General features: G+C 55.7%; 23 protein-coding genes. 17 read left to right on the forward strand and 6 right to left on the reverse strand.

Going from position 1 to position 25,583, the window contains the following annotated elements:
- Nucleotides 1–4: 4 nt before the first annotated feature.
- Entirely contained in the window at nt 5–1,660 is a 1,656-nt protein-coding gene (gene sgrR / locus DG357_RS03775; RefSeq protein ID WP_088204577.1) for an HTH-type transcriptional regulator SgrR, read from the reverse strand.
- A gap of 88 nt (nt 1,661–1,748) precedes the next feature.
- Between sgrR and sgrT the strand changes: the two genes are divergently transcribed.
- The 3 genes from sgrT to DG357_RS03790 all read left to right on the forward strand — a co-directional run bounded on the left by sgrT (nt 1,749) and on the right by DG357_RS03790 (nt 3,570).
- A complete protein-coding gene (gene sgrT, locus DG357_RS03780) occupies nt 1,749–1,901 on the forward strand; it encodes a glucose uptake inhibitor SgrT (RefSeq protein ID WP_088204576.1) in 153 nt (50 codons plus the stop codon).
- A 120-nt stretch (nt 1,902–2,021) separates the two neighbouring features.
- Nucleotides 2,022–3,200: a sugar efflux transporter gene (locus DG357_RS03785; RefSeq protein WP_028015496.1), complete on the forward strand. Its 1,179-nt coding sequence runs from the start codon at nt 2,022–2,024 to the stop codon at nt 3,198–3,200.
- 217 nt (nt 3,201–3,417) lie between these two features.
- Nucleotides 3,418–3,570 carry a Hok/Gef family protein gene (locus tag DG357_RS03790; RefSeq protein ID WP_010427008.1) on the forward strand — a complete coding sequence of 51 codons (153 nt, stop codon included), beginning with the start codon at nt 3,418–3,420 and terminating at the stop codon, nt 3,568–3,570.
- Nucleotides 3,571–3,662: 92 nt separating this feature from the next.
- Here DG357_RS03790 and leuD read toward each other — a convergent pair whose 3' ends face one another.
- The 5 genes from leuD to leuL all read right to left on the reverse strand — a co-directional run bounded on the left by leuD (nt 3,663) and on the right by leuL (nt 8,522).
- Nucleotides 3,663–4,268 (reverse strand): 3-isopropylmalate dehydratase small subunit, encoded by a 606-nt coding sequence (gene leuD, locus DG357_RS03795; protein ID WP_028015497.1) that lies wholly within the window; start codon nt 4,266–4,268, stop codon nt 3,663–3,665.
- A gap of 10 nt (nt 4,269–4,278) precedes the next feature.
- Nucleotides 4,279–5,679, reverse strand: a complete 1,401-nt coding sequence (leuC, locus tag DG357_RS03800; protein ID WP_088204370.1) for a 3-isopropylmalate dehydratase large subunit — start codon at nt 5,677–5,679, stop codon at nt 4,279–4,281.
- 2 nt (nt 5,680–5,681) lie between these two features.
- Nucleotides 5,682–6,773 carry a 3-isopropylmalate dehydrogenase gene (gene leuB / locus DG357_RS03805; RefSeq protein WP_088204371.1) on the reverse strand — a complete coding sequence of 364 codons (1,092 nt, stop codon included), beginning with the start codon at nt 6,771–6,773 and terminating at the stop codon, nt 5,682–5,684.
- Nucleotides 6,773–8,344, reverse strand: coding sequence for a 2-isopropylmalate synthase (gene leuA / locus DG357_RS03810; RefSeq protein ID WP_088204372.1), 1,572 nt, complete (start codon nt 8,342–8,344; stop codon nt 6,773–6,775). Before leuA ends, leuB begins: the two co-directional genes overlap by 1 nt.
- 91 nt (nt 8,345–8,435) lie before the next feature.
- A complete protein-coding gene (gene leuL / locus DG357_RS23320; RefSeq protein WP_108780318.1) occupies nt 8,436–8,522 on the reverse strand; it encodes a leu operon leader peptide in 87 nt (28 codons plus the stop codon).
- Nucleotides 8,523–9,131: 609 nt separating this feature from the next.
- Between leuL and leuO the strand changes: the two genes are divergently transcribed.
- The 14 genes from leuO (at nt 9,132) to murG (ending at nt 25,536) form a co-directional block, all read left to right on the forward strand.
- Nucleotides 9,132–10,076, forward strand: coding sequence for a transcriptional regulator LeuO (leuO, locus tag DG357_RS03820; protein ID WP_041911249.1), 945 nt, complete (start codon nt 9,132–9,134; stop codon nt 10,074–10,076).
- Nucleotides 10,077–10,456: 380 nt separating this feature from the next.
- Nucleotides 10,457–12,181 (forward strand): acetolactate synthase 3 large subunit, encoded by a 1,725-nt coding sequence (ilvI, locus tag DG357_RS03825; protein ID WP_045259451.1) that lies wholly within the window; start codon nt 10,457–10,459, stop codon nt 12,179–12,181.
- Between the two features lies 1 nt (nt 12,182).
- Nucleotides 12,183–12,674: an acetolactate synthase small subunit gene (gene ilvN / locus DG357_RS03830; protein WP_045259452.1), complete on the forward strand. Its 492-nt coding sequence runs from the start codon at nt 12,183–12,185 to the stop codon at nt 12,672–12,674.
- 179 nt (nt 12,675–12,853) lie between these two features.
- On the forward strand, nt 12,854–13,861 hold the full coding sequence (cra, locus tag DG357_RS03835; protein ID WP_014168621.1) for a catabolite repressor/activator: 1,008 nt from the start codon (nt 12,854–12,856) through the stop codon (nt 13,859–13,861).
- A 599-nt stretch (nt 13,862–14,460) separates the two neighbouring features.
- Entirely contained in the window at nt 14,461–14,919 is a 459-nt protein-coding gene (gene mraZ / locus DG357_RS03840) for a division/cell wall cluster transcriptional repressor MraZ (protein WP_014882537.1), read from the forward strand.
- A gap of 2 nt (nt 14,920–14,921) precedes the next feature.
- Complete coding sequence (rsmH, locus tag DG357_RS03845) at nt 14,922–15,863, forward strand: 16S rRNA (cytosine(1402)-N(4))-methyltransferase RsmH (protein ID WP_028015503.1); 942 nt, start codon at nt 14,922–14,924, stop codon at nt 15,861–15,863.
- The gene (gene ftsL / locus DG357_RS03850) at nt 15,860–16,225 is read left to right on the forward strand and encodes a cell division protein FtsL (protein WP_006173860.1); all 366 of its coding nucleotides are present in this window, start codon (nt 15,860–15,862) and stop codon (nt 16,223–16,225) included. The genes rsmH and ftsL overlap by 4 nt, the downstream gene beginning before the upstream one ends.
- A gap of 15 nt (nt 16,226–16,240) precedes the next feature.
- Nucleotides 16,241–18,007, forward strand: coding sequence for a peptidoglycan glycosyltransferase FtsI (locus DG357_RS03855; RefSeq protein WP_028015504.1), 1,767 nt, complete (start codon nt 16,241–16,243; stop codon nt 18,005–18,007).
- Entirely contained in the window at nt 17,994–19,481 is a 1,488-nt protein-coding gene (murE, locus tag DG357_RS03860; protein ID WP_014882540.1) for a UDP-N-acetylmuramoyl-L-alanyl-D-glutamate--2,6-diaminopimelate ligase, read from the forward strand. Before DG357_RS03855 ends, murE begins: the two co-directional genes overlap by 14 nt.
- A complete protein-coding gene (murF, locus tag DG357_RS03865; protein ID WP_088204373.1) occupies nt 19,478–20,836 on the forward strand; it encodes a UDP-N-acetylmuramoyl-tripeptide--D-alanyl-D-alanine ligase in 1,359 nt (452 codons plus the stop codon). Before murE ends, murF begins: the two co-directional genes overlap by 4 nt.
- Complete coding sequence (gene mraY, locus DG357_RS03870; protein WP_008501985.1) at nt 20,830–21,912, forward strand: phospho-N-acetylmuramoyl-pentapeptide-transferase; 1,083 nt, start codon at nt 20,830–20,832, stop codon at nt 21,910–21,912. The genes murF and mraY overlap by 7 nt, the downstream gene beginning before the upstream one ends.
- Before the next feature lie 2 nt (nt 21,913–21,914).
- The gene (gene murD / locus DG357_RS03875) at nt 21,915–23,231 is read left to right on the forward strand and encodes a UDP-N-acetylmuramoyl-L-alanine--D-glutamate ligase (RefSeq protein ID WP_088204374.1); all 1,317 of its coding nucleotides are present in this window, start codon (nt 21,915–21,917) and stop codon (nt 23,229–23,231) included.
- Nucleotides 23,231–24,475 (forward strand): cell division protein FtsW, encoded by a 1,245-nt coding sequence (gene ftsW / locus DG357_RS03880; protein WP_028015508.1) that lies wholly within the window; start codon nt 23,231–23,233, stop codon nt 24,473–24,475. Before murD ends, ftsW begins: the two co-directional genes overlap by 1 nt.
- Nucleotides 24,472–25,536: an undecaprenyldiphospho-muramoylpentapeptide beta-N-acetylglucosaminyltransferase gene (murG, locus tag DG357_RS03885; protein ID WP_028015509.1), complete on the forward strand. Its 1,065-nt coding sequence runs from the start codon at nt 24,472–24,474 to the stop codon at nt 25,534–25,536. The genes ftsW and murG overlap by 4 nt, the downstream gene beginning before the upstream one ends.
- The last annotated feature ends 47 nt before the right edge of the window (nt 25,537–25,583 follow it).

Here is a 25,583-nt window from a genome sequence, read left to right on the forward strand (position 1 = left end):
AGCGTTATGGCTCCGGCGGCGCAAACCAGGCGGATTTAAAATCAAACCAGCCCAGGGTATTCATCCGCAGGCCGCGCATGCTGCGCTGTCCCTGGATCAGCAGCCAGTGGTGGATCAACGGTACGATCGTCTGCCCGGCCAGCAGCTCCTGGCACCACGCGGCCAGATCCATCTCTCCTGCCCGCCACTTCGCGGCGTCCTGCTGCCAGTCCCGGCTGATGCAGTGCTGAATGAGAGGCACTTCATACAGGTGTGAAAAGAGCGAGAAATCCAGCGGCAGCGTGAAGTTGGCGCTGTTGAGCCAGATATCGCTGACGACATCCCCGCGGTGCCATTCATCATAATCGACTTCCTGTATCGCCAGCGTCACGCCTTCGGCTGCAAGCAGCTTGCTCATGATCCTCGCGATAAACCGGTGCTCAATGTGATCGCGATAGTAGCTGAGGGTGATGGTTTCCAGCCCGGCGGGTTTTTCACTGCGCACCGGCTGAGCATGGTGCCAGCGCGGAAGCAGGCCATAGGCCGGAAACCACCAGGTCTGGTATTGCTCTTCAGCATGATAAATCAGGTTAGCCGGGGCCAGAATATGGCTGATCCACTTGCGGACGTCGTGATTCGCCCCGCGATGGCTGCGGCTGTCAAAAAGAAGATAGTAGCAGCCCTCCTCCAGGCGACTCTCGAACGCCTTTTCGCTGGTTGTGGGCCCCTCCAGGGTGAGGCCTGCACTCAGCTCTTCGTTGAGGTCCGGTAACACCCAGACGTTCACTTCGTCGATCAGCGCCCGATAGCCAAAATAGTCATCAAAGGCGCGGATCTTCAGCTGATTATTGTTATTGCGCGACACGGCGTAGGGGCCCGTTCCAATCGGCTGGCTGGAAAAATTGTTCAGGGATCGCCACTCGGCAGGCAGGATCATCGAGGGCACATAGCCAAGAAGCCACGGAAGCCAGTTGTCCGGCTGCGATAGCTCAATATCCAGCGTCCAGGCCGTGGGGGAGTGGATCCGCGTGATATGCGAATAGAGCGGCAGCGTGCGGGCACGCTCCAGAGAGGTGATGACGTCACTCATCTCCAGTTCGCGGCCATGGTGGAAGTGAATGCCCGGGCGTAAAAAGAAACGCCAGTGCAGGGGGGAAAGCTGCTGCCAGTGGTGCGCGATATCTGCTTCCAGTTCCCCGTTTTCCTCATTTATTTTCGTCAGACCGCTGAATATCTGCCGGGCCATGTGGGTTTCAGAACGTCGCAATGCCGTGCCGGGCAACAGGTTTTTCATCGGACGATAGTAGAGCACCCGCAGAATGTGGCGTCCCTGACGAAAGCTGCGTCCCAGGTGTGAGACCAGCATCTGGCGCACGGCGGCTTTGTCGCCCACCAGTTGGACCAGCTGATCGATGCGGTCCTGCTCCAGCAGATCCTCCGCCCGCTGCTGCTGCAGGGCCAGGCCGGTATACAGGAAGGTCAAGCGTGAGCGCTTGCCGCGTCCCGCCTCGGCCTCCCAGCTTAGCCAGCCCTGCTGCTGCATAGTGTTGAGTAACGTGCGCATATGGCGGCGAGAGCAGTTGAGGAGTTCTGCCAGCTCGTTAAGCGTGGTCTCCTGCGATTGACCCTCGCAGCACTGCCACAGGCGAATGAATTGTTGTTGCAGTCGACCGGACGGCATAAAAGAGGAACTCCTGACAAAAAATCAGCAATTTATTAATCCCTATATTAAGCCAATAATGCTTCCCGATGAAGTGAGGAGGTAAATTATGAAGAGGTCTACCGCACGTCAGTTTTATCAGCAGTACTTTTCAGCGACAAAGGGAATGTCCTGGCTGGCCCGCCAGTGTGCAGAGCAACGGCTGAGAATCCTGGAAGATCTGATGCAGTGGGACGTTACGAAGCCGACCTCTTCTCGCTAACTCGCCTCGATCATGTGTGACTGAGTATTGGTGTTTATCACCCGCCAGCAAAATGTTTTTGCTGGCTTTTTTCGTTTATTCTTTCACCCAATTTCGATTCGCTTTCACAAGGACTTGCGCATGCTGTGGTTGATGACGATGGGGCGCCGCCTGAATGGCGTGTACGCTGCTTTTATGCTGGTGGCCTTCATGATGGGCGTGGCCGGTGCGCTACAGGCACCGACGCTGAGCCTGTTTCTCAGCCGCGAGGTGGGGGCGCAGCCGTTTTGGGTGGGCCTGTTTTATACCGTTAACGCGATTGCCGGGATCCTCGTTAGCCTGGGGCTGGCGAAACGATCCGACAGCCAGGGCGATCGCCGCAGGCTGATCCTCTTTTGCTGCGCCATGGCCGTGGGCAACGCGCTGCTTTTTGCCTTTAACCGTCATTACCTGACGCTCATCACCTGCGGCGTGCTGCTGGCCTCTCTGGCGAACACCGCCATGCCGCAGCTGTTCGCGCTGGCCCGTGAATACGCCGACAGCTCGGCGCGAGAGGTAGTGATGTTCAGCTCGGTGATGCGCGCACAGCTCTCGCTGGCGTGGGTCATCGGCCCGCCGCTGGCCTTCATGCTGGCGCTGAACTATGGCTTTACGGTCATGTTTTCTATCGCGGCAGGCATTTTTATTATCAGTCTGGCTCTGATTGCCTTTGCGCTGCCGTCTGTCGCCCGGGTTGAGCAGACGACGGATAAGCCCATCACTCAGGTGAGCGGCTGGCAGGATAAAAACGTGCGGATGCTGTTTATCGCCTCCACGCTGATGTGGACCTGCAACACCATGTACATTATTGATATGCCGCTGTGGATCAGCAGCGATCTAGGCCTACCGGACAAGCTTGCGGGGATCTTAATGGGGACCGCCGCCGGGCTGGAAATTCCGGCGATGATTCTGGCGGGGTATTACGTTAAGCGCTTCGGAAAGCGTCGGATGATGATCGTTGCCGTAGCGGCTGGGGTGCTGTTCTACGCGGGGCTGCTTCTTTTCCATTCGCGTGAAGCGTTGCTGGCGCTGCAGCTGTTTAATGCCGTGTTTATTGGCATCGTTGCCGGGATCGGCATGCTCTGGTTCCAGGATCTCATGCCCGGCCGCGCCGGCTCTGCGACTACGCTTTTTACCAACAGTATTTCAACGGGCGTTATTCTGGCGGGAGTGATTCAGGGCGCGCTGGCGCAAAGTTATGGTCATGCCTCGGTTTACTGGATGATTGCGGCGATTTCGGTGGTAACGCTTGGGCTGACCTGCCGGGTCAAGGATGTTTGATTCTGGAAGGCGGCTTCACGAAATGAAACGATTTTCTGACAGATACAGAGAAGGCGCATAGAGTGCGTGACGGGTGCTTGAGGCTGTTTGCCTCAAGCTTTCGCAAGAGGCAAACAGTGGAGAGTCCCACATCAAAAAAACTGATGGGGAGACAAACTTCACAACCAACATTGCGAGGTTAGTCTCTTCATTGCCGAAAAGCAATAAGGAGGCTGGAATGCCAAAACGTACTCTGCTGTTAGGTTTGTTTCTGATCTGTACGACGCTATTGATCTTCACCTGGATGGTGCGTGATTCGCTGTGTGAGTTGCACTTCAGACAGGAGAAAACAGAGCTGGCGGCAGTGTTGGCTTACGAAGCAAAACGTTAGCGGTATTGGCGGGGGAAGTGTCCCCGCCTCTCCAGAGTGGTTGAGCCTCAACGCACCCTTATCAATGGCCCGCGCCCTGCGGGCCATTGCCTTTAGCCCATAAACGCAGGCTGTTTTTTCTCGTACGCTGAGATGGCGTCCTCGTGCTGGAGCGTCAGGCCAATGCTGTCCAGACCGTTCAACATGCAGTGGCGACGGAAGGCATCAATGCTGAAGCTGTAGGTCTTATCCCCGGCTTTCACCACTTCCGCTTCCAGATCCACCTCAAACGCCATCCCCGGATTTGCTTTAACCAGCGCGAACAGTTCATCGACCTGCTCGTCGCTCAGCGTCACCGGCAGCAACTGGTTGTTGAAGCTGTTGCCGTAGAAGATATCCGCGAAGCTCGGGGCGATAACCACCTTAAAGCCGTAGTCGGTCAGCGCCCAGGGCGCATGCTCACGCGAGGAGCCGCAGCCGAAGTTTTCCCGCGCCAGAAGAATGGATGCACCTTTGTATTCCGGGAAGTTCAGGACGAACTCCGGGTTTGGCACTTCGCCTTTGTCGTCCAGAAAACGCCAGTCGTTGAACAAGTGTGCGCCAAAACCGGTGCGGGTCACTTTCTGCAAAAACTGCTTCGGAATGATCGCGTCCGTATCGACGTTAGCGGCGTCCAGCGGGACAACACGGCCCGTATGTTGGGTAAATTTCTCTGCCATGATTGTCTCCTTATTTCAGGCTGCGAATATCGGCGAAATGGCCGGTAACTGCCGCAGCGGCGGCCATTGCCGGGCTGACCAGGTGAGTGCGTCCACCCCGGCCCTGACGGCCTTCAAAGTTACGGTTGCTGGTGGAGGCACAGCGCTCACCCGGGTTCAGGCGGTCGTTGTTCATCGCCAGACACATGGAGCAGCCCGGCAGACGCCATTCGAAGCCTGCTTCGATAAAGATCTTATCCAGTCCTTCCGCTTCCGCCTGGGCTTTCACCGGACCGGAGCCAGGAACCACCAGCGCCTGCACGCCCGGCGCCACTTTGCGGCCTTTGGCAATCTCTGCCGCCGCGCGTAAGTCCTCGATACGGGAGTTGGTGCAGGAGCCGATGAACACCTTATCAATGTTCACCTCGGTCAGCGGTACGCCGGGTTTCAGCCCCATATAGGCCAGCGCTTTTTCCGCACTGGCGCGTTCGACCGGATCGGCGAAGGAAGCCGGGTCAGGAATGCTGTCGTTGACGGAGATGACCTGGCCAGGATTGGTACCCCAGGTGACTTGCGGCGCAATCTCTTCCGCCTGCAGCGTGACAACGGTATCAAAGTTGGCACCGTGGTCAGTTTTCAGGGTTTTCCAGTACGCGACCGCGTCGTCAAAATCCTGACCTTTCGGCGCGTGCAGACGGCCTTTCACATAGTTGAAGGTGGTTTCGTCCGGTGCGACCAGGCCTGCTTTAGCACCCATCTCAATCGCCATGTTGCACAGGGTCATACGGCCTTCCATGCTCAGCGCCTGAATGGCTTCACCGCAGAATTCCACCACGTGACCGGTACCGCCTGCGCTGCCGGTTTTGCCGATAATCGCCAGCACGATATCTTTCGCGGTGATGCCCGGCGCGGCTTTGCCCTTCACCTCAATCTTCATGGTTTTGGCGCGGCCCTGTTTCAGAGTCTGCGTCGCCAGAACGTGCTCAACTTCCGATGTGCCGATGCCGAACGCCAGCGCGCCAAACGCGCCGTGGGTCGCGGTATGGGAGTCGCCACAGACGATGGTCATGCCCGGCAGCGTAATACCCTGCTCAGGTCCCATCACGTGGACGATGCCCTGATACGGGTGGTTCAGATCGTACAGCTCCACGCCAAATTCGTTGCAGTTCTTGATCAGCTCCTGCATCTGGATGCGCGCCATCTCGCCGGAAGCATTGATGTCTTTGGTCTGGGTGGAGACGTTGTGATCCATCGTGGCAAAGGTTTTACCCGGCTGGCGCACCGGACGCTTGTGCGCGCGCAGGCCGTCGAAGGCCTGCGGAGAGGTCACTTCGTGCACCAGGTGGCGGTCAATGTACAGCAGCGGGGTTTCGTTTGGCGCCTCGTAGACAACGTGCGCATCAAACAATTTTTCATATAACGTCTTGGCCATGATTACACCCCTTCAGCGACATAGCGGGCAATGATGTCGCCCATTTCATCAGTACTGACTGCTGCCGTGCCGCGCGCTAAGTCACCGGTACGGACGCCTTCTTCTAACGCCCGGTTAATGGCGTTTTCAATTGCGGTTGCTGCGTCGCCTGCATCGAGGCTGTAGCGCAGCAGCAGGGCCAGGGAGAGGATCTGCGCAATCGGGTTCGCAATGTTCTTGCCTGCGATATCCGGCGCGGAACCGCCCGCCGGTTCGTACAGGCCAAAGCCTTCTTCATTCAGGCTGGCGGATGGCAGCATGCCCATAGAGCCGGTGATCATCGCGCACTCGTCAGACAAAATATCGCCGAACAGGTTGGAGCAGAGCAGCACGTCAAACTGGGACGGATCCTTAATCAGCTGCATGGTCGCGTTGTCGATGTACATATGCGACAGCTCAACGTCCGGGTACTGCTTAGCGACTTCACTGACGATCTCGCGCCACAAAATGGACGACTGCAGCACGTTCGCTTTATCAATAGAAGTCACCTTATGGCGGCGCTTGCGTGCAGATTCAAAGGCGATATGGGCGATACGTTCAATTTCGAAACGGTGGTACACCTCGGTATCAAACGCTTTCTCGTGCTGACCGCTGCCTTCGCGACCTTTTGGCTGACCGAAGTAGATCCCGCCCGTCAGCTCACGCACGCACAGGATGTCGAAACCGTTGGCCGCGATATCCGCGCGCAGCGGACAAAACTCTTCCAGCCCCTGATACAGCTTAGCCGGACGCAGGTTACTGAACAGTTTAAAATGTTTACGCAGCGGCAGGAGCGCGCCGCGCTCTGGCTGCTCTGCTGGCGGCAGGTGTTCCCATTTTGGACCACCGACGGAGCCAAACAGCACGGCATCGGCATTTTCGCAGCCTTCAACGGTGGCTTTCGGCAATGGCGTTCCGTGGTTATCAATCGCAATACCGCCCACGTCGTAGTGGCTGGTGGTAATTTTCATCGTAAAACGCGAGCGAACGGCTTCCAGTACTTTCAGCGCCTGTGCCATCACTTCCGGACCAATACCGTCACCCGGCAACACAGCAATATGGTAGTTCTTCGACATTACACGGTTTCCTTGTTGTTCTCTTTATTCTGAGCTTTGCGTTGCAACTCTTTTTCGACTTCAGCGGCGCGCCAGATGTTGTTCAGGACGTGCACCATCGCTTTCGCGGAGGATTCGACAATATCCGTCGCCAGGCCCACACCGTGGAAACGGCGGCCATTATAGTTGACGACGATATCCACCTGACCCAGCGCGTCTTTACCGTGCCCTTTCGCCGTCAGGTCGTATTTCACCAGCTCTACGTCGTACTCGGTAACGCGGTTGATCGCCTGATAGATGGCATCCACAGGGCCGTTACCGTTGGCGGCTTCCGCTTTAGTTTCATCACCGCAGGCCAGCTTGACCGAGGCGGTAGCGATGTCGCTGGAGCCGGACTGCACGTTGAAGTAGTCCAGACGGAAGTGCTCTGGCTCTTCCTGCTGCTTGTTGATGAAGGCCAGCGCTTCCAGGTCGTAATCGAATACCTGGCCTTTCTTGTCGGCCAGCTTCAGGAACGCGTCGTACAGTTGATCCATGTTGTAATCGCTGTCCTGATAGCCCATCTCTTCCATCCGGTGTTTCACTGCCGCACGACCGGAACGGGAGGTCAGGTTCAGCTGAACCTGGTTCAGGCCGATGGATTCCGGAGTCATGATTTCGTAGTTTTCACGGTTTTTCAGCACGCCGTCCTGGTGAATACCGGAGGAGTGGGCGAACGCGCCGGTTCCAACAATCGCCTTGTTAGCCGGGATCGGCATGTTGCAAATCTGGCTGACGGTCTGGCTGGTGCGCCAGATTTCATTGTGATTGATGCGGGTGTGCACGTTCATGATGTCTTTGCGCACCTTGATCGCCATGATCACTTCTTCCAGTGAACAGTTGCCCGCGCGTTCACCGATACCGTTCATTGCACCTTCTACCTGACGTGCACCGGCGTGCACCGCAGCGATGGCATTGCCTACGGCCAGGCCCAAATCATCATGGGTATGTACTGAGATGATTGCTTTATCAATGTTAGGTACGCGCTCATACAGGCCGGTAATGATGCTGGAGAACTCAAACGGCATGGTATAGCCGACGGTGTCCGGGATATTGATGGTTTTAGCGCCCGCGTTGATGGCGGCTTCGACTACGCGCGCCAGGTCTTCAATCGGCGTACGGCCCGCATCTTCACAGGAGAATTCAACGTCATCGGTGTAGTTGCGTGCGCGCTTAACCATGTATACCGCGCGTTCAATGACCTCATCCAGCGTGCTGCGCAACTTGGTTGCGATGTGCATTGGTGAGGTTGCAATAAAGGTATGAATACGGAAGGCTTCGGCCACCTTCAGCGACTCAGCCGCAACGTCGATGTCTTTCTCTACGCAGCGCGCCAGACCGCACACGCGGCTGTTTTTAATGGTGCGGGCGATAGTCTGTACGGATTCAAAATCACCCGGAGAGGAGACGGGGAAACCGACCTCCATCACGTCGACGCCCATACGCTCGAGAGCCAGCGCAATCTGCAGTTTCTCTTTTACACTCAGGCTTGCCTGTAATGCCTGTTCACCGTCACGTAAAGTAGTATCGAAAATAATGACTTGCTGGCTCATGGGTTAGGTCCTTGTCAGTCTTAGGGCGCCTTGCTACGAGCATAAAAAAACCCGCGCAGTGGCGCGGGTTTTTAGTCTTACTGGTGACGATTCAACGCTGAATTTCGCCCGCCAGTCTACCGCGCACAGTGGATGCGTTTAGTAGTAGTAGACTGATGAAACGAATGGTGCGTGTCATGAATCGTGCTCCGTTAAATTCAATATGCTTTTAGTGGTACTGGATACCGCTGTGCATGTCAACCCCTGATGGTAAAAACGGCCCCAGAAGGCTAAACAGAGAGGGTGTGTTGTTTAGCTTATTGTGCTGGGTTTTTGATTTTTAACTTAACTAATTGTCTATTTTTGGACTTAAAAAACATTTGCAGAAACGAATAAACATAACGGGTATTTTTCAGGTGACGCAGTCCTCACAAATGCTTTCTCTTTAAACCGTTTTACTATCATGGAGTTATCTTTTTTTGAGAGAGCTTTTTCTCCCTTCAAATAGAATCATTGATAACAGATTGTTAACTTAATTCTGCTCAATGTCGATAACAGTTTAATTATACTTAAGTCATCCTTAACTGGATGGTTATTGTATATTGATTTGGTTTATGGTTTCATTCAAACACTAAAGTTAAGCATATCCTTTGTGCCGTTTTGTATTATAGCATTATTAGATAATCTTTATATATTCCGATTTTTAAACAATTTTCTTTCGCTGGTCGTATCTGCATGGTAAATCATATTTTTCGAAATTATTACAGTGCGTTGGCGAAGGGAGTGTAGCGTGACAGTGGAGTCAGAAGTGCCAGAAAATAATATTAAACAACCACAGATTACTGATGGAATTAAACCACAGTTACGCACGGTGGATCTTAATCTACTGACGGTGTTTGATGCTGTCATGCAGGAGCAGAATATCACGCGTGCGGCACAAGCCCTGGGGATGTCACAGCCTGCCGTAAGTAATGCCGTTGCCAGGCTTAAGGTTATGTTCAACGACGAATTGTTTGTTCGTTATGGAAGAGGGATCCAGCCTACAGCGCGGGCTTTCCAGCTTTTCGGCTCCATCCGCCAGGCGCTGCAGCTGGTGCAAAATGAGCTGCCGGGCTCGGGCTTTGAACCCTTAAGCAGTGAGCGAGTATTCCATCTCTGCGTCTGCAGTCCATTAGATAATTATCTGACATCAATTATTTATAATAAAGTTGAAGAGATCGCACCTAATATTAATCTCGTCTTTAAATCGTCCTTAAATCAAAACACCGAACACCAGTTACGTTACCAGGAAATCGAATTCGTCCTGGGTTATGAAGAATTCCGCCGTCCTGAATTTTCCTGTGTACCGCTGTTTAAAGATGAAATGGTGCTGGTTGCCAGCAAAAAACATCCACGACTGAATGCGCCGTTACGTGAAAGTGACGTTTATAGCGAACAGCATGCCGTTGTTGCGCTCGACAGATATGCCTCCTTTAGCCTGCCCTGGTACGACACTGCGGAGAAACAGGCGAGCGTGGCTTATCAGGGGATGGCCATGGTCAGCGTGTTAAACGTCGTTTCCCAGACGCAGCTGGTGGCAATTGCCCCACGCTGGCTGGCAGAAGAGTTCTCTGGCGCGTTAAATCTGCAAATTTTGCCTCTGCCGCTCAAGCTAAATAGCCGCACCTGCTATCTCTCCTGGCATGAAGCTGCTGGACGGGATAAAGGACATCAGTGGATGGAAGAGCTACTTATTAGCATCTGCCGTCGGTAATCGAGTCAGGATAAATTGCATCTTTGCATGTGATTTATCCTGGTTTTGTTTCTTTTATTAATATTTTGTTCTGTTGCGTATTTTATCTGGTGGCTGCCAGGCCCGTAAAAATAGATGATTTTCTACATCGCCGCGCTTTTCAGCGATGATTTATCATCTCATCCCCTAATTTCAGATGAATTAACCATATCCTCTGACAATGTCTGTTTTTTCTGCTTTCACGGCCTCTTATCTCTCCTGGTTTGCGAATTGCCTGCCTCATAACGAGCGGTTAAGGTAAGTATCACTCTGCAAAATAGAAGACGGGTTCATCCCGATCGCAAGACGGTGCGGAAATGAATTCGGCGGTCCGTCTATAACAAAATGCCTGGAGGCAAAGCATGGAGATGTTGTCTGGCGCGGAAATGGTCGTCCGGTCGCTGATCGATCAGGGCGTAAAGCAAGTGTTCGGCTATCCTGGCGGCGCGGTCCTCGATATTTATGACGCACTGCATACGGTAGGGGGTATTGACCATGTGCTGGTACGCCATGAGCAGGCGGCGGTACATATGGCCGATGGCCTGGCGCGTGCGACGGGTGAAGTGGGCGTGGTCCTGGTCACGTCGGGGCCCGGTGCGACAAACGCCATTACCGGCATTGCGACCGCGTACATGGACTCTATTCCGCTGGTGATCCTTTCCGGACAGGTCGCGACATCACTGATTGGCTATGATGCGTTTCAGGAGTGCGACATGGTCGGGATTTCGCGTCCCGTCGTGAAGCACAGCTTCCTGGTCAAGCAAACCGAAGACATTCCTGGCATTCTGAAGAAGGCGTTCTGGCTGGCGGCAAGCGGGCGCCCGGGGCCGGTGGTGGTCGATCTCCCTAAAGATATCCTGAACCCGGCAAACAAGCTGCCCTATGTCTGGCCGGAATCGGTGAGCATGCGCTCTTACAACCCAACAACGCAGGGTCACAAAGGTCAGATCAAACGCGCGCTGCAAACGCTGCTGGCCGCTAAAAAACCGGTGGTCTATGTCGGTGGCGGGGCCGTCAATTCAGCGTGTGAGGCACAGCTTCGTGAACTGGTTGAAAAGCTCAATCTTCCTGTTGCGTCATCGCTGATGGGACTCGGAGCGTTTCCCGCCACCCACCGTCAGGCGCTCGGCATGTTGGGTATGCACGGTACCTATGAAGCCAACATGACGATGCATCATTCTGACGTCATCTTTGCCGTCGGCGTGCGTTTTGACGATCGTACGACCAACAACCTGGCGAAGTATTGCCCGAACGCCACCGTGCTGCACATTGATATCGATCCGACGTCAATTTCAAAAACGGTGTCGGCTGATGTACCTATCGTCGGCGACGCGCGACAGGTCCTTGAACAAATGCTGGATCTGCTGGCGCTGGAAAACACAGCGCAACCGCTGGATGAAATCCGTGACTGGTGGCAGCAAATTGAGCAATGGCGCGCGCGGCAGTGTCTGAAATATGACACCCAAAGCGAGCATATTAAGCCGCAGGCGGTCATCGAAACGGTATGGCGACTGACGAAAGGCGACGCGTATGTGACCTCTGACGTGGGCCAGCATCAAATGTTTGCCGCCCTCTATTATCCGTTTGATAAACCGCGTCACTGGATCAACTCGGGAGGTTTAGGCACGATGGGCTTTGGCCTGCCTGCCGCGCTGGGCGTGAAGCTGGCGCTGCCAAATGAAACCGTCGTCTGCGTGACCGGAGACGGCAGTATTCAGATGAACATTCAGGAACTTTCCACCGCGATGCAATATGAGCTGCCGGTACTGGTGCTCAACCTTAATAACGGCTATCTCGGTATGGTGAAGCAGTGGCAGGATATGATCTACTCGGGCCGCCACTCTCAGTCATATATGAAATCGCTGCCGGATTTTGTTCGTCTTGCTGAAGCTTACGGTCATATAGGGATGCGGGTGACCGATCCGGCTGAGCTGGAAACGAAGCTCGCCGAAGCGCTTGAGCACGTTAAAAACAACCGCCTCGTCTTTATGGATGTCATCGTTGATGGAACCGAGCACGTTTATCCGATGCATATTCGCGGCGGCGGTATGGACGAGATGTGGTTAAGCAAAACGGAGAGAACCTGATATGCGCCGGATATTATCGGTATTACTGGAAAACGAGTCTGGCGCACTGTCGCGCGTCATTGGGCTTTTTGCGCAGCGTGGCTATAACATTGAAAGCCTGACCGTGGCACCAACGGACGATCCGACGCTGTCGCGTATGACGATTCAGACCGTTGGCGATGCCAAGGTAATTGAGCAGATCGAGAAACAGCTGCATAAGCTGGTCGATGTGCTGCGCGTAAGCGAGTTGGGGCAGGGCGCTTACGTTGAGCGTGAGGTCATGCTGGTAAAAATACAGGCCAGCGGTTACGGGCGCGAAGAGGTCAAACGCAATGCGGATATCTTCCGCGGGCAGATCATCGACGTCACGCCTTCTCTTTATACGGTTCAACTGGTCGGAACCAGTGACAAGCTGGACGCTTTCCTGGCATCCGTGCGGGATGTAGCAAAAATTGTTGAGGTGGCGAGATCGGGGATCGTTGGTCTGTCACGCGGCGAGAAAATCATGCGGTAGTTGTTAAAAAGGTTCGCCTCTTTCAGCCCGGTCACCAAAGCCGGGCTTTTTTTTGCGTAATCAGCCGACAACGCAGATAAAAGCGGTTGCCGCGAAGGCTTTTCTGCGTTTAGATGTTAAAAGATTTAACCATAACCTTGACAGGGCCATGGACTCTTTTCTTTTTTTAAGGGGCAATTGTGAAACTGGATGAAATCGCCCGGCTAGCCGGCGTGTCACGAACAACGGCCAGCTATGTGATTAACGGCAAAGCAAAGCAGTACCGCGTCAGCGATAAGACCGTTGAAAAAGTTATGGCGGTGGTTCGTGAGCATAACTACCATCCGAATGCTGTCGCTGCCGGCCTGCGTGCCGGGCGCACCCGCTCTATTGGTCTGGTGATCCCGGATCTGGAAAACACCAGCTATACCCGTATCGCCAACTATCTCGAACGTCAGGCCCGCCAGCGCGGTTACCAGCTGCTGATAGCCTGTTCTGAAGACCAGCCCGATAACGAGATGCGCTGCATTGAACATCTGCTCCAGCGTCAGGTCGATGCCATCATCGTCTCGACCTCCTTACCGCCGGAGCATCCGTTTTACCAGCGCTGGGCGAACGATCCGTTCCCCATCGTGGCGCTGGACCGCGCGCTCGATCGTGAGCATTTCACAAGCGTAGTGGGTGCCGATCAGGATGACGCGGAAATGCTGGCCGCTGAGCTGAGAACCTTCCCCGCTGAAACGGTGCTATATCTTGGCGCGCTGCCCGAGCTTTCCGTAAGCTTCCTGCGTGAGCAAGGGTTCAGAACCGCCTGGAAAGACGATCCGCGTGAAGTCCACTATCTCTATGCCAACAGCTATGAACGCGAAGCCGCTGCGCAGCTGTTCGAAAAATGGCTGGAGACGCACCCGATGCCCCAGGCGCTGTTCACCACGTCATTTGCCCTTCTGCAGGGGGTAATGGATGTCACCTTGCGTCGTGAAGGCAAGCTTCCCTCTGACCTGGCGATCGCCACGTTTGGGGATAACGAGCTTCTCGATTTCCTTCAGTGCCCGGTGCTGGCGGTGGCCCAGCGTCACCGAGATGTAGCGGAACGCGTCCTGGAGATTGTTCTGGCGAGCCTGGATGAGCCGCGCAAACCGAAGCCGGGTCTGACGCGTATCAAACGTAATCTCTATCATCGCGGAATTTTGAGCCGCCATAAATGAAATGACGGGGCGGCGAAAAACCGCCCCTTTTTACTGGAATAATTCGCCGAGTTAATTCCCGCAGTGAAATTAGGATAATTCTTGAGAGATCCTAATCTACTATTTTTCTTAATTCATTTTGCCGTTTAAAATGGTCCTTAAAGAATCATGAAGCGATTTTTAAAAGCCTCTCTTTGTATTACTTTGTTACAAACCCTCTTCGGTCGATGAATATTCAGACGTTTTTCCTTCCCCCCGACCGGCCAGCAACGCAACCGCCGCTTCCACCGACCGATTGAGTGAATCTGGCGCTGTTATCCCCTGACAATCTGTCATAAAATGCTGCCCGCGTCGCAAACTGACACTTTATATTTATCTGCGATGATATTGAGTGAGCCTTAACGCTAGTGTGCATATTCGGTTTTTTTCTTACAAATATTCATAACGTTAATTTGCCTCGCCAGTTGTGCAGTTATTAACCAGGACTGTTTATCTCTGTAAATAGAGGGCTTTCGGGTCTCTACAGGGAGAGTCCTGGCTTGACAAGCTTTTCCCTCGCTCCGTAAACTCCTTTAGGTGGGAATTTGTGGGTTAAAGTGGTGAGGAGGGGTGAGACTGGCATGTTCCGTGGAGCTACGTTAGTCAATCTCGACAGCAAAGGGCGTTTATCGGTCCCAACCCGATACCGCGACCAGCTGATTGAGAATGCTTCGGGTCAAATGGTTTGCACCATTGACATCAACTCCCCCTGCCTGCTGCTTTACCCCTTACCTGAATGGGAAATCATTGAGCAAAAGCTGTCGCGACTGTCGAGCATGAACCCGCAAGAGCGCCGCGTGCAGCGGCTGTTATTGGGACATGCCAGTGAGTGTCAGATGGATAGCGCCGGGCGATTACTGATTGCGCCCGTGCTGCGGCAACATGCCGGTCTGACCAAAGAAGTGATGCTGGTCGGGCAGTTCAACAAGTTTGAACTGTGGGACGAAACGACCTGGTATCAACAGGTCAAGGAAGATATCGACGCTGAGCAGTCTGATTCCGCAACTTTATCGGAACGGCTGCAGGACTTGTCTCTATAAATATGATGGAAAATTATAAACATAAAACGGTGTTACTGGACGAGGCCGTGAACGGCCTGAATATTCGTCCGGATGGCATCTACATTGATGGCACGTTTGGTCGCGGTGGTCACTCGCGTTTGATCCTCTCCCAGCTTGGAGAGGAAGGGCGACTGCTGGCAATCGATCGCGATCCGCAGGCGATTGCCGTGGCACAGACCATCAATGACCCACGCTTTTCCATCGTGCATGGACCTTTTTCTGCGCTCGCTGATTACGTGGCCGAGCGCGATCTTACGGGCAAGATCGACGGGATTCTTCTCGATCTTGGCGTATCTTCACCCCAGCTTGATGATGCAGAACGCGGCTTCTCCTTTATGCGCGACGGTCCCCTGGACATGCGTATGGACCCGACGCGCGGCCAGTCTGCCGCAGAATGGCTGCAGACCGCTGACGAAGCAGATATTGCCTGGGTGATCAAAACCTTCGGCGAAGAACGTTTTGGCAAGCGCATTGCGCGCGCCATCGTTGAGCGCAACCGCGTTGAGCCAATGACCCGCACCAAAGAGCTGGCCGAAGTGATTGCGGCGGCGACGCCGGTGAAGGATAAGCACAAACATCCCGCGACCCGTACCTTCCAGGCGGTTCGCATCTGGGTAAACAGTGAACTGGAGGAAATAGAGCTGGCGCTAAAAAGCTCGCTCGACGTGCTGGCCCCGGGTGGGCGGTTATCCATCATCAGCTTCCATTCGCTGGAAGACCGCATTGTAAAACGCTTCATGCGTGAACAGAGCCGCGGTCCTCAGGTTCCAGCGGGGCTGCCGATGACGGAAGAACAACTCAGGAAGCTGGGGGGCCGTCAGTTGCGAGCATTAGGCAAGTTGATGCCGGGCGAAGAAGAGGTGGCAGAGAATCCACGTGCCCGTAGTTCAGTGCTGCGAGTTGCAGAGAGGACGAACGCATGATCGGCAGAGTGACAGAAACCCTAAGCAAAGTTAAGGGATCGTTAGGAAGCAACGAGCGCCATGCCTTGCCTGGCGTGATCGGCGACGATCTTTTGCGATTCGGGAAACTGCCACTCTGCCTGTTCATTTGCATCATTGTTACGGCAGTTACGGTGGTGACCACAGCTCACCATACACGTTTATTGACTGCGCAACGCGAGCAGCTGGTGCTGGAACGCGATGCGCTGGATATTGAATGGCGAAATCTGATCCTTGAAGAAAACGCGCTCGGCGATCACAGCCGGGTTGAACGGATCGCAACGGAAAAGCTGCAACTGCAGCATGTTGATCCTTCCCAGGAAAATATCGTAGTACAAAAATAAGGGAACACGCGACGCATGAAAGCAGCGGCAAAAACGCTTAAACCAAAACGTCAGGAAGAACAGGCCAACTTCATCAGTTGGCGTTTTGCGTTGCTTTGCGGCTGCATTTTACTGGCGCTGGGTTTCCTGCTGGGACGCGTGGCGTGGTTGCAAATCATCGCCCCTGACATGCTGGTACGCCAGGGCGATATGCGCTCCCTTCGCGTTCAGGAAGTGTCGACTTCTCGCGGAATGATCACTGACCGTTCAGGTCGCCCGCTGGCGGTGAGCGTGCCGGTGAAAGCGATTTGGGCCGACCCGAAAGAGCTGCACGACGCCGGTGGCATCACGCTTGATAACCGCTGGAAAGCGCTTTCAGATGCGCTCAAAATGCCGCTGGATCAGCTAGCCTCCCGCGTCAACGCGAACCCGAAAGGGCGTTTTATCTATCTGGCGCGCCAGGTTAACCCTGACATGGCGGACTACATTCGAAAACTGAAGCTGCCGGGCATTCATCTGCGCGAAGAATCGCGTCGTTACTATCCGTCCGGCGAAGTAACCGCTCACCTCATCGGCTTCACCAACGTCGACAGCCAGGGGATTGAAGGCGTTGAAAAAAGCTTCGATAAGTGGCTCACCGGCCAGCCTGGCGAGCGAATTGTGCGTAAGGACCGCTACGGGCGCGTCATTGAAGATATCTCCTCTACGGACAGCCAGGCTGCGCACAACCTGGCTCTGAGTATCGACGAGCGCCTGCAGGCGCTGGTCTACCGCGAGCTGAACAACGCCGTGGCGTTTAACAAGGCAGAATCCGGCAGCGCCGTGCTGGTGGATGTCAGCACCGGAGAAGTGCTGGCCATGGCCAACAGTCCTTCCTACAACCCGAACAACTTTACCGGCACCGCAAAAGATGCGATGCGTAACCGGGCGATTACCGACGTGTTCGAACCCGGCTCCACGGTGAAACCGATGGTGGTGATGACGGCGCTTCAGCGCGGTATCGTCAATGAAAACACGGTCCTGAACACGATCCCTTACCGTATTAACGGCCACGAGATTAAAGACGTGGCGCGCTACAGCGAATTGACCCTGACCGGGGTGTTACAGAAGTCGAGTAACGTCGGTGTTTCAAAGCTGGCGTTAGCGATGCCGTCCTCAGCGTTAGTAGAGACTTACTCACGTTTTGGACTTGGAAAGGCGACCAATTTGGGGTTGGTCGGAGAACGCAGTGGCTTATATCCTCAAAAACAACGGTGGTCTGACATAGAGAGGGCCACCTTCTCTTTCGGCTACGGGCTAATGGTAACCCCGTTACAGTTAGCGCGAGTCTACGCAACGATTGGCAGCTACGGCGTCTATCGCCCGCTGTCCATCACCAAAGTTGATCCACCGGTTCCGGGCGAGCGTATCTTCCCGGAATCCATCGTTCGTACCGTTGTGCACATGATGGAAAGCGTGGCGCTGCCGGGCGGTGGCGGCGTGAAGGCGGCCATCAAAGGCTATCGCATCGCCATTAAAACCGGTACGGCGAAAAAGGTGGGGCCAGACGGCCGCTACATCAACAAATACATTGCCTATACCGCAGGCGTTGCGCCTGCTAGCAATCCGCGTTTTGCGCTGGTGGTCGTGATTAACGATCCACAGGCGGGTAAATACTACGGCGGCGCCGTTTCCGCGCCTGTGTTTGGCGCCATCATGGGCGGCGTGTTACGCACCATGAACGTTGAACCAGATGCGCTGGCGACGGGCGAAAAAAGTGAATTTGTAATTAATCAAGGCGAGGGTACAGGTGGCAGATCGTAATTTGCGCGACCTTCTCGCTCCGTGGGTGCCAAATGCACCGGAGCGAGCACTGCGAGAGATGGTACTGGACAGCCGCGTGGCTGCTTCTGGCGATCTTTTTGTGGCGGTGGTTGGTCATCAGGCGGACGGGCGTCGTTATATCCCGCAGGCGATTGCGCAAGGTGTGGCTGCCATTATTGCTGAGGCTAAAGACGAGGCAACCGACGGTGAGATCCGTGAAATGCACGGGGTGCCGGTTATCTATCTCAGCCAGTTGAATGAGCGTCTCTCTGCACTGGCAGGACGTTTTTATCACGAACCTTCCGACCAACTGCGTCTGGTTGGCGTGACGGGCACGAACGGAAAAACCACCACCACGCAGCTGATGGCGCAGTGGGCTCAGCTGCTGGGTGAAACCGGTGCGGTGATGGGTACCGTGGGTAACGGCCTGCTGGGTAAAGTGAGCCCGACGGAAAACACCACCGGTTCGGCGGTTGACGTACAGCACGTGCTTGCCGGTCTGGCAGGGCAGGGGGCAACCTTTGCCGCGATGGAAGTTTCTTCGCACGGCCTGGTACAGCACCGCGTCGCGGCACTGAAGTTTGCTGCTTCAGTGTTCACCAACCTGAGCCGCGATCACCTTGATTATCATGGTGATATGGAGCACTACGAAGCCGCGAAATGGCTGCTGTTCTCTACTCACCATTACGGCCAGGCCATCATCAACGCCGACGACGAAGTGGGCCGCCGCTGGCTTGCGAAGCTGCCAGACGCGGTAGCGGTGTCGATGGAAGACCATATCAATCCGAACTGCCACGGCCGCTGGCTGAAGGCCGTTGACGTTAACTATCACGACAGTGGCGCGACGATCCGCTTTGCCTCTTCCTGGGGTGAAGGTGAAATTGAAAGCCGCCTGATGGGGGCGTTCAACGTCAGCAACCTGCTGCTGGCGCTGGCAACGCTGCTGGCGCTGGGTTATCCGATGGCGGAACTGCTGAAAACGTCAGCGCGTCTCCAGCCGGTTTGCGGCCGTATGGAAGTGTTTAGCGCGCCGGGCAAACCGACCGTGGTTGTCGATTATGCCCACACGCCGGATGCGCTGGAAAAAGCGCTGGAAGCGGCACGCCTGCACTGCACCGGTAAACTCTGGTGCGTCTTCGGCTGCGGTGGCGATCGCGACAAAGGTAAACGTCCCCTGATGGGCGCCATTGCGGAGCAGTTCGCGGACATTCCTGTGGTCACCGATGACAATCCGCGTACCGAAGAGCCGCGCGCCATCATCAACGACATTCTGGCGGGTATGCTGGACGCCGGTCGCGCCCGTGTGGTGGAAGGCCGCGCGGAAGCCGTGACAAACACCATCATGCAGGCAAAAGAAAATGATGTCGTTCTGCTGGCCGGTAAAGGTCATGAAGACTATCAGATTGTTGGCAATCGTCGTCTGGACTACTCCGACCGCGTAACGGCAGCGCGTCTGCTGGGAGTCGTCGCATGATTAGCATCACCTTAAGCCAGGCCGCTGCGGTACTGCACGGCGAGCTGCTGGGCCAGGATCTGACCATTGACGCGGTCACCACCGACACCCGCAAAGTGACCGCGGGCTGTCTGTTTGTGGCGCTGAAAGGCGAACGTTTTGACGCGCATGATTTTGCCGGACAGGCCAAAGAAAACGGCGCTGGCGCGCTGCTGGTCAGCCGCAGGCTGGATATCGATTTGCCGCAGATAGTGGTGAGCGATACGCGTCTCGCGTTCGGTGAACTGGCCGCCTGGGTTCGTCAGCAGGTGCCTGCTCGCGTTGTCGCGCTGACCGGGTCATCGGGCAAAACGTCAGTGAAAGAGATGACGGCGGCCATCCTCAGCCAGTGCGGTAATACGCTTTATACCTCAGGCAACCTCAATAATGACATTGGCGTGCCGATGACATTACTTCGCCTGACCAAAGAGCATGAGTTTGCGGTGATCGAGTTAGGGGCAAACCACCAGGGCGAAATCGCCTGGACCGTGAGCCTGACTCGCCCGGAAGCGGCGCTGGTGAATAACCTCGCGGCAGCGCATCTGGAAGGCTTTGGCTCGCTGGAAGGCGTGGCAAAAGCGAAAGGCGAAATCTACACCGGTCTGCCTGCTGACGGCATTGCCATTCTCAATGCCGACAACAACGACTGGCTGAACTGGCAGAGCATCATTGGCTCGCGTAAAACCTGGCGCTTCTCGCCGAACGCGGCCAACAGTGACTTTACCGCGACCAATATCCATGTGACGTCGCACGGTACGGAATTCACGCTTGCTACCCCAACGGGTGACGTAGACGTGCTGTTACCGCTGCCGGGACGCCATAACATCGCCAATGCGCTGGCGGCAGCGGCCTTGTCGACGGCGGTGGGAGCGTCACACGAGGCGATTAAAACCGGGCTGGCGAATTTGAAAGCCGTGCCGGGACGCCTGTACCCGATCCCGCTTGCAGAAAACAAATTGCTGCTTGATGACTCCTACAACGCGAACGTCGGCTCAATGACGGCGGCGGTGCAGGTGCTATCTGAAATGCCGGGCTACCGCGTCATGGTGGTTGGCGACATGGCGGAGCTGGGCGATGAAAGCGAAGCCTGTCATACCCAGGTGGGTGAAGCGGCGAAAGCGGCGGGACTGGACTGCGTGCTGAGCGCAGGAAAACTGAGCCAGGCGATTAGCCATGCCAGCGGCGTTGGCGAACATTTTGCCGACAAAGCCGCGTTGATTGAGCGCCTTAAGGCATTAATTACAGAAAAACAAATTGTGACAGTGTTAGTGAAAGGTTCACGTAGTGCCGCCATGGAAGAGGTTGTGCACGCATTACAGGAGAACGGGACATGTTAGTTTGGCTGGCCGAACATTTGGTCAAATATTATTCAGGCTTTAACGTCTTTTCGTATCTGACGTTTCGCGCCATCGTCAGCCTGCTGACTGCGCTGTTCATCTCGTTGTGGATGGGCCCGCGCATGATTGCCCGTCTGCAAAAACTCTCTTTCGGCCAGGTCGTACGTAACGACGGTCCGGAGTCGCACTTCAGCAAGCGCGGTACGCCGACGATGGGCGGGATCATGATCCTGACCGCGATCGTCGTTTCCGTACTGCTGTGGGCCTATCCGTCTAACCCGTACGTCTGGTGCGTGCTGACCGTACTGGTGGGCTACGGCATTATCGGGTTTGTGGATGATTACCGTAAAGTCGTCCGCAAAGACACGAAGGGCCTGATTGCCCGCTGGAAGTATTTCTGGATGTCAGTGATTGCGCTGGGCGTTGCCTTCGCGCTGTATCTGGCAGGAAAAGATACGCCCGCCACCGAACTGGTGGTGCCGTTCTTTAAAGACGTGATGCCGCAGCTGGGGCTGTTCTACATCCTGCTGGCCTACTTTGTGATTGTTGGTACCGGTAACGCCGTTAACCTGACCGATGGCCTGGATGGTCTGGCGATTATGCCAACCGTCTTCGTGGCGGCTGGTTTTGCGCTGGTGGCGTGGGCGACCGGTAACATGAACTTTGCGAACTACCTGCACATTCCTTATCTGCGTCACGCGGGTGAGCTGGTGATCGTCTGTACGGCGATAGTCGGCGCGGGGCTGGGCTTCCTCTGGTTCAACACCTATCCGGCGCAGGTCTTTATGGGTGACGTCGGTTCTCTGGCGCTGGGCGGCGCGCTCGGCATTATCGCCGTGCTGCTGCGTCAGGAGTTCCTGCTGGTGATCATGGGCGGCGTGTTTGTGGTTGAAACCCTGTCGGTGATTTTGCAGGTCGGCTCCTTCAAGCTGCGCGGTCAGCGCATCTTCCGTATGGCGCCGATCCACCACCACTATGAACTGAAAGGCTGGCCGGAGCCGCGCGTGATTGTGCGCTTCTGGATTATTTCGCTGATGCTGGTGCTGATTGGCCTGGCAACGCTGAAGGTACGTTAATCATGGCAGATTACCAGGGTAAAAAAGTCGTTATCATCGGGTTAGGCCTCACTGGCCTCTCCTGCGTGGACTTTTTCCTTGCGCGCGGTGTGACGCCGCGCGTGATGGATACGCGTGTCTCTCCGCCGGGTCTGGACAAGCTGCCGGAACAGGTTGAACGCCACCTTGGTGGTCTGAATGATGACTGGCTGCTGGCAGCCAATCTGATTGTCGCCAGCCCGGGTATGGCGCTGGCGCACCCTTCACTGAGCGCTGCTGCGGATGCGGGCGTTGAGATTGTCGGCGATATCGAGCTGTTCTGCCGCGAAGCGCAGGCGCCGGTTATCGCGATCACCGGTTCTAACGGCAAAAGCACCGTCACTACCCTGGTGGGTGAAATGGCGAAAGCCGCGGGCATGAACGTAGGGGTAGGCGGCAATATCGGCCTGCCCGCGCTGATGCTGCTGGACAAAGGCTGCGAGCTTTACGTTCTGGAACTTTCCAGCTTCCAGCTTGAAACCACCTCCAGCCTGCATGCGGCGGCGGCAACGATCCTCAACGTGACGGAAGATCATATGGATCGGTATCCGTTTGGTCTGCAGCAGTATCGCGCGGCCAAGCTGCGTGTTTACGAAAATGCCAAAGTTTGCGTGGTTAACGCCGACGACGCGCTGACCATGCCGGTGCGCGGCGCGGACGAGCGCTGCATCAGCTTTGGTATCACCATGGGTGATTATCATCTGAACCGCCAGCTGGGCGAAACCTGGCTGCGCGTGAAAGGTGAAAAGGTGCTGAACGTGAAGGAGATGAAGCTTTCCGGCCAGCACAACTATACCAATGCCCTGGCGGCGCTGGCGCTGGCAGATGCCGTAGGGCTGCCGCGCTCTTCCAGCCTGAAAGCGTTGACCACGTTTTCCGGCCTGGCACACCGTTTCCAGCTGGCGCTGGAGCATAACGGCGTGCGCTGGATTAACGACTCCAAAGCGACCAACGTGGGAAGCACAGAGGCCGCGCTGAACGGTCTGCACGTTGACGGCACCCTGCATCTTCTGTTGGGTGGCGACGGCAAATCCGCTGATTTCTCCTCCCTGAAACAGTACCTCACCGGCGATAACATCCGCCTGTACTGCTTTGGCCGTGACGGCAGCGAGCTGGCTGAACTACGCCCGGAAGTTGCTGAGCAAACTGAAACGATGGAACAGGCGATGCGCCTGATTGCCCCGCGCGTGCAGCCTGGCGACATGGTTCTGCTCTCCCCGGCGTGCGCCAGCCTCGATCAGTTTAAGAATTTCGAACAGCGTGGCGATGTCTTTACCCGCCTTGCGAAGGAGTTAGGCTGATGCGTTTATCTCTCCCTCGCCTGAAAATGCCGCGCCTGCCAGGATTTGGAATTCTGGTGTGGCTGTTTGCGGCGCTGAAAGGCTGGGTGATGGCTTCACGGGATAAAGATTCCGATAGCCTGATTATGTACGACCGCACCCTGTTCTGGCTGACGCTGGGGCTGGCGGCGATCGGCTTTATCATGGTGACGTCGGCCTCTATGCCCGTTGGACAGCGTCTGGCGAACGATCCCTTTCTGTTCGCCAAGCGTGACGGGCTGTACATCATTCTGGCGTTCTGCCTGGCGCTGGTAACGCTTCGTCTGCCGATGGCGTTCTGGCAGCGCCACAGTACCGCGATGCTGATCGCCTCCATTATCATGCTGCTGATCGTGCTGGTTGTCGGGAGCTCCGTTAACGGGGCATCACGCTGGATCGCCTTCGGCCCGCTGCGTATTCAGCCTGCGGAGTTCACCAAGCTTTCGTTATTCTGCTACCTGGCAAACTACCTGGTGCGAAAAGTCGATGAGGTGCGTAACAACCTTCGCGGCTTCTTAAAGCCGATGGGCGTCATTCTGGTGTTGGCGATCCTGCTGCTGGCGCAGCCTGACCTCGGGACCGTTGTCGTACTGTTTGTCACCACGCTGGCGATGCTGTTCCTGGCAGGGGCCAAGCTGTGGCAGTTCATCGCCATCATCGGGATGGGGATTTCAGCAGTGGTGCTGCTGATCCTCGCCGAGCCTTACCGTATCCGCCGCGTGACCTCGTTCTGGAACCCATGGGAAGATCCGTTCGGTAGCGGTTACCAGCTGACGCAGTCGCTGATGGCGTTTGGCCGCGGTGAAGTCTGGGGGCAAGGTCTGGGCAACTCGGTACAGAAACTGGAGTATTTACCGGAGGCGCACACCGACTTCATCTTCTCCATTATTGGGGAAGAACTGGGTTATATCGGTGTGGTATTAGCGCTTTTAATGGTATTCTTCGTCGCTTTCCGCGCCATGTCGATTGGCCGAAAAGCGCTGGAGATCGATCACCGCTTCTCAGGCTTCTTAGCCTGCTCAATTGGTATCTGGTTTAGCTTCCAGGCGCTGGTTAACGTCGGGGCCGCAGCGGGTATGCTGCCGACCAAAGGTCTGACGTTGCCGCTGATCAGCTATGGTGGTTCGAGCCTGTTGATCATGTCGACGGCCATTATGTTTTTGTTACGCATAGATTATGAGACGCGTCTGGAGAAAGCCCAGGCGTTTACACGAGGTTCACGATGAATCAACCGAAGCGGTTAATGGTGATGGCAGGCGGTACCGGTGGACACGTGTTCCCGGGGCTGGCGGTTGCGCACCATTTAATGGAGCAGGGCTGGCAGGTACGCTGGCTGGGAACCGCAGACCGCATGGAAGCCGACCTGGTACCGAAGCACGGTATTGAGATCGACTTTATTCGTATTTCCGGCCTGCGAGGCAAAGGCCTCAAGGCCATGCTGCTGGCGCCGGTGCGTATTTTTAATGCCTGGCGTCAGGCGCGCACCATCATGAAGCGCTTTAAGCCCGATGTGGTGCTGGGTATGGGCGGCTATGTTTCTGGTCCCGGCGGGCTGGCCGCGTGGTCGTTAGGCATTCCCGTTGTTCTGCACGAGCAGAACGGTATTGCCGGTCTGACCAACAAGTGGCTGGCGAAAATCGCCACCAAAGTGATGCAGGCGTTTCCCGGCGCGTTTCCGAAAGCGGACGTGGTGGGTAACCCGGTGCGCGTCGACGTGTTGGCTCTGCCGCTGCCGGATGCCCGCCTGGCGGGACGTGAAGGCCCGGTTCGTGTTTTGGTCGTTGGTGGTTCTCAGGGTGCGCGCATTCTGAATCAGACAATGCCGCAGGTGGCGGCAAAGCTGGGTGATGCCGTGACTATCTGGCACCAAAGCGGTAAAGGCGCTCAGCAGACCGTTGAGCAGGCGTACGCTGATGAAGGCCAGCCGCAGCATAAAGTGACGGAATTTATTGACGATATGGCCGCAGCCTATGCCTGGGCCGATGTCGTGGTCTGCCGCTCTGGCGCGCTGACGGTGAGCGAAATCGCCGCCGCCGGCTTGCCAGCGCTGTTCGTGCCGTTCCAGCACAAAGACCGACAGCAGTACTGGAACGCGCTGCCGCTTGAGAAAGCCGGCGCGGCGAAAATTTTTGAGCAGCCACACTTTACCGCCGATGCGGTCGCCACCACCCTGGCGGGCTGGAACAGAGACGCACTGCTAGAGATGGCACAGCGCGCGCGCGCTGCCGCTATCCCGGATGCGACAGAACGGGTGGCAAAAGAAGTGAGCCTGGCAGCCCAGGCTTAACCCTCGCAGCGCGTGTTGCGCTGCACGAATTTTAAGTAGTCGATGGC

This window comes from Enterobacter bugandensis (assembly GCF_900324475.1).
Classification (GTDB): domain Bacteria; phylum Pseudomonadota; class Gammaproteobacteria; order Enterobacterales; family Enterobacteriaceae; genus Enterobacter; species Enterobacter bugandensis.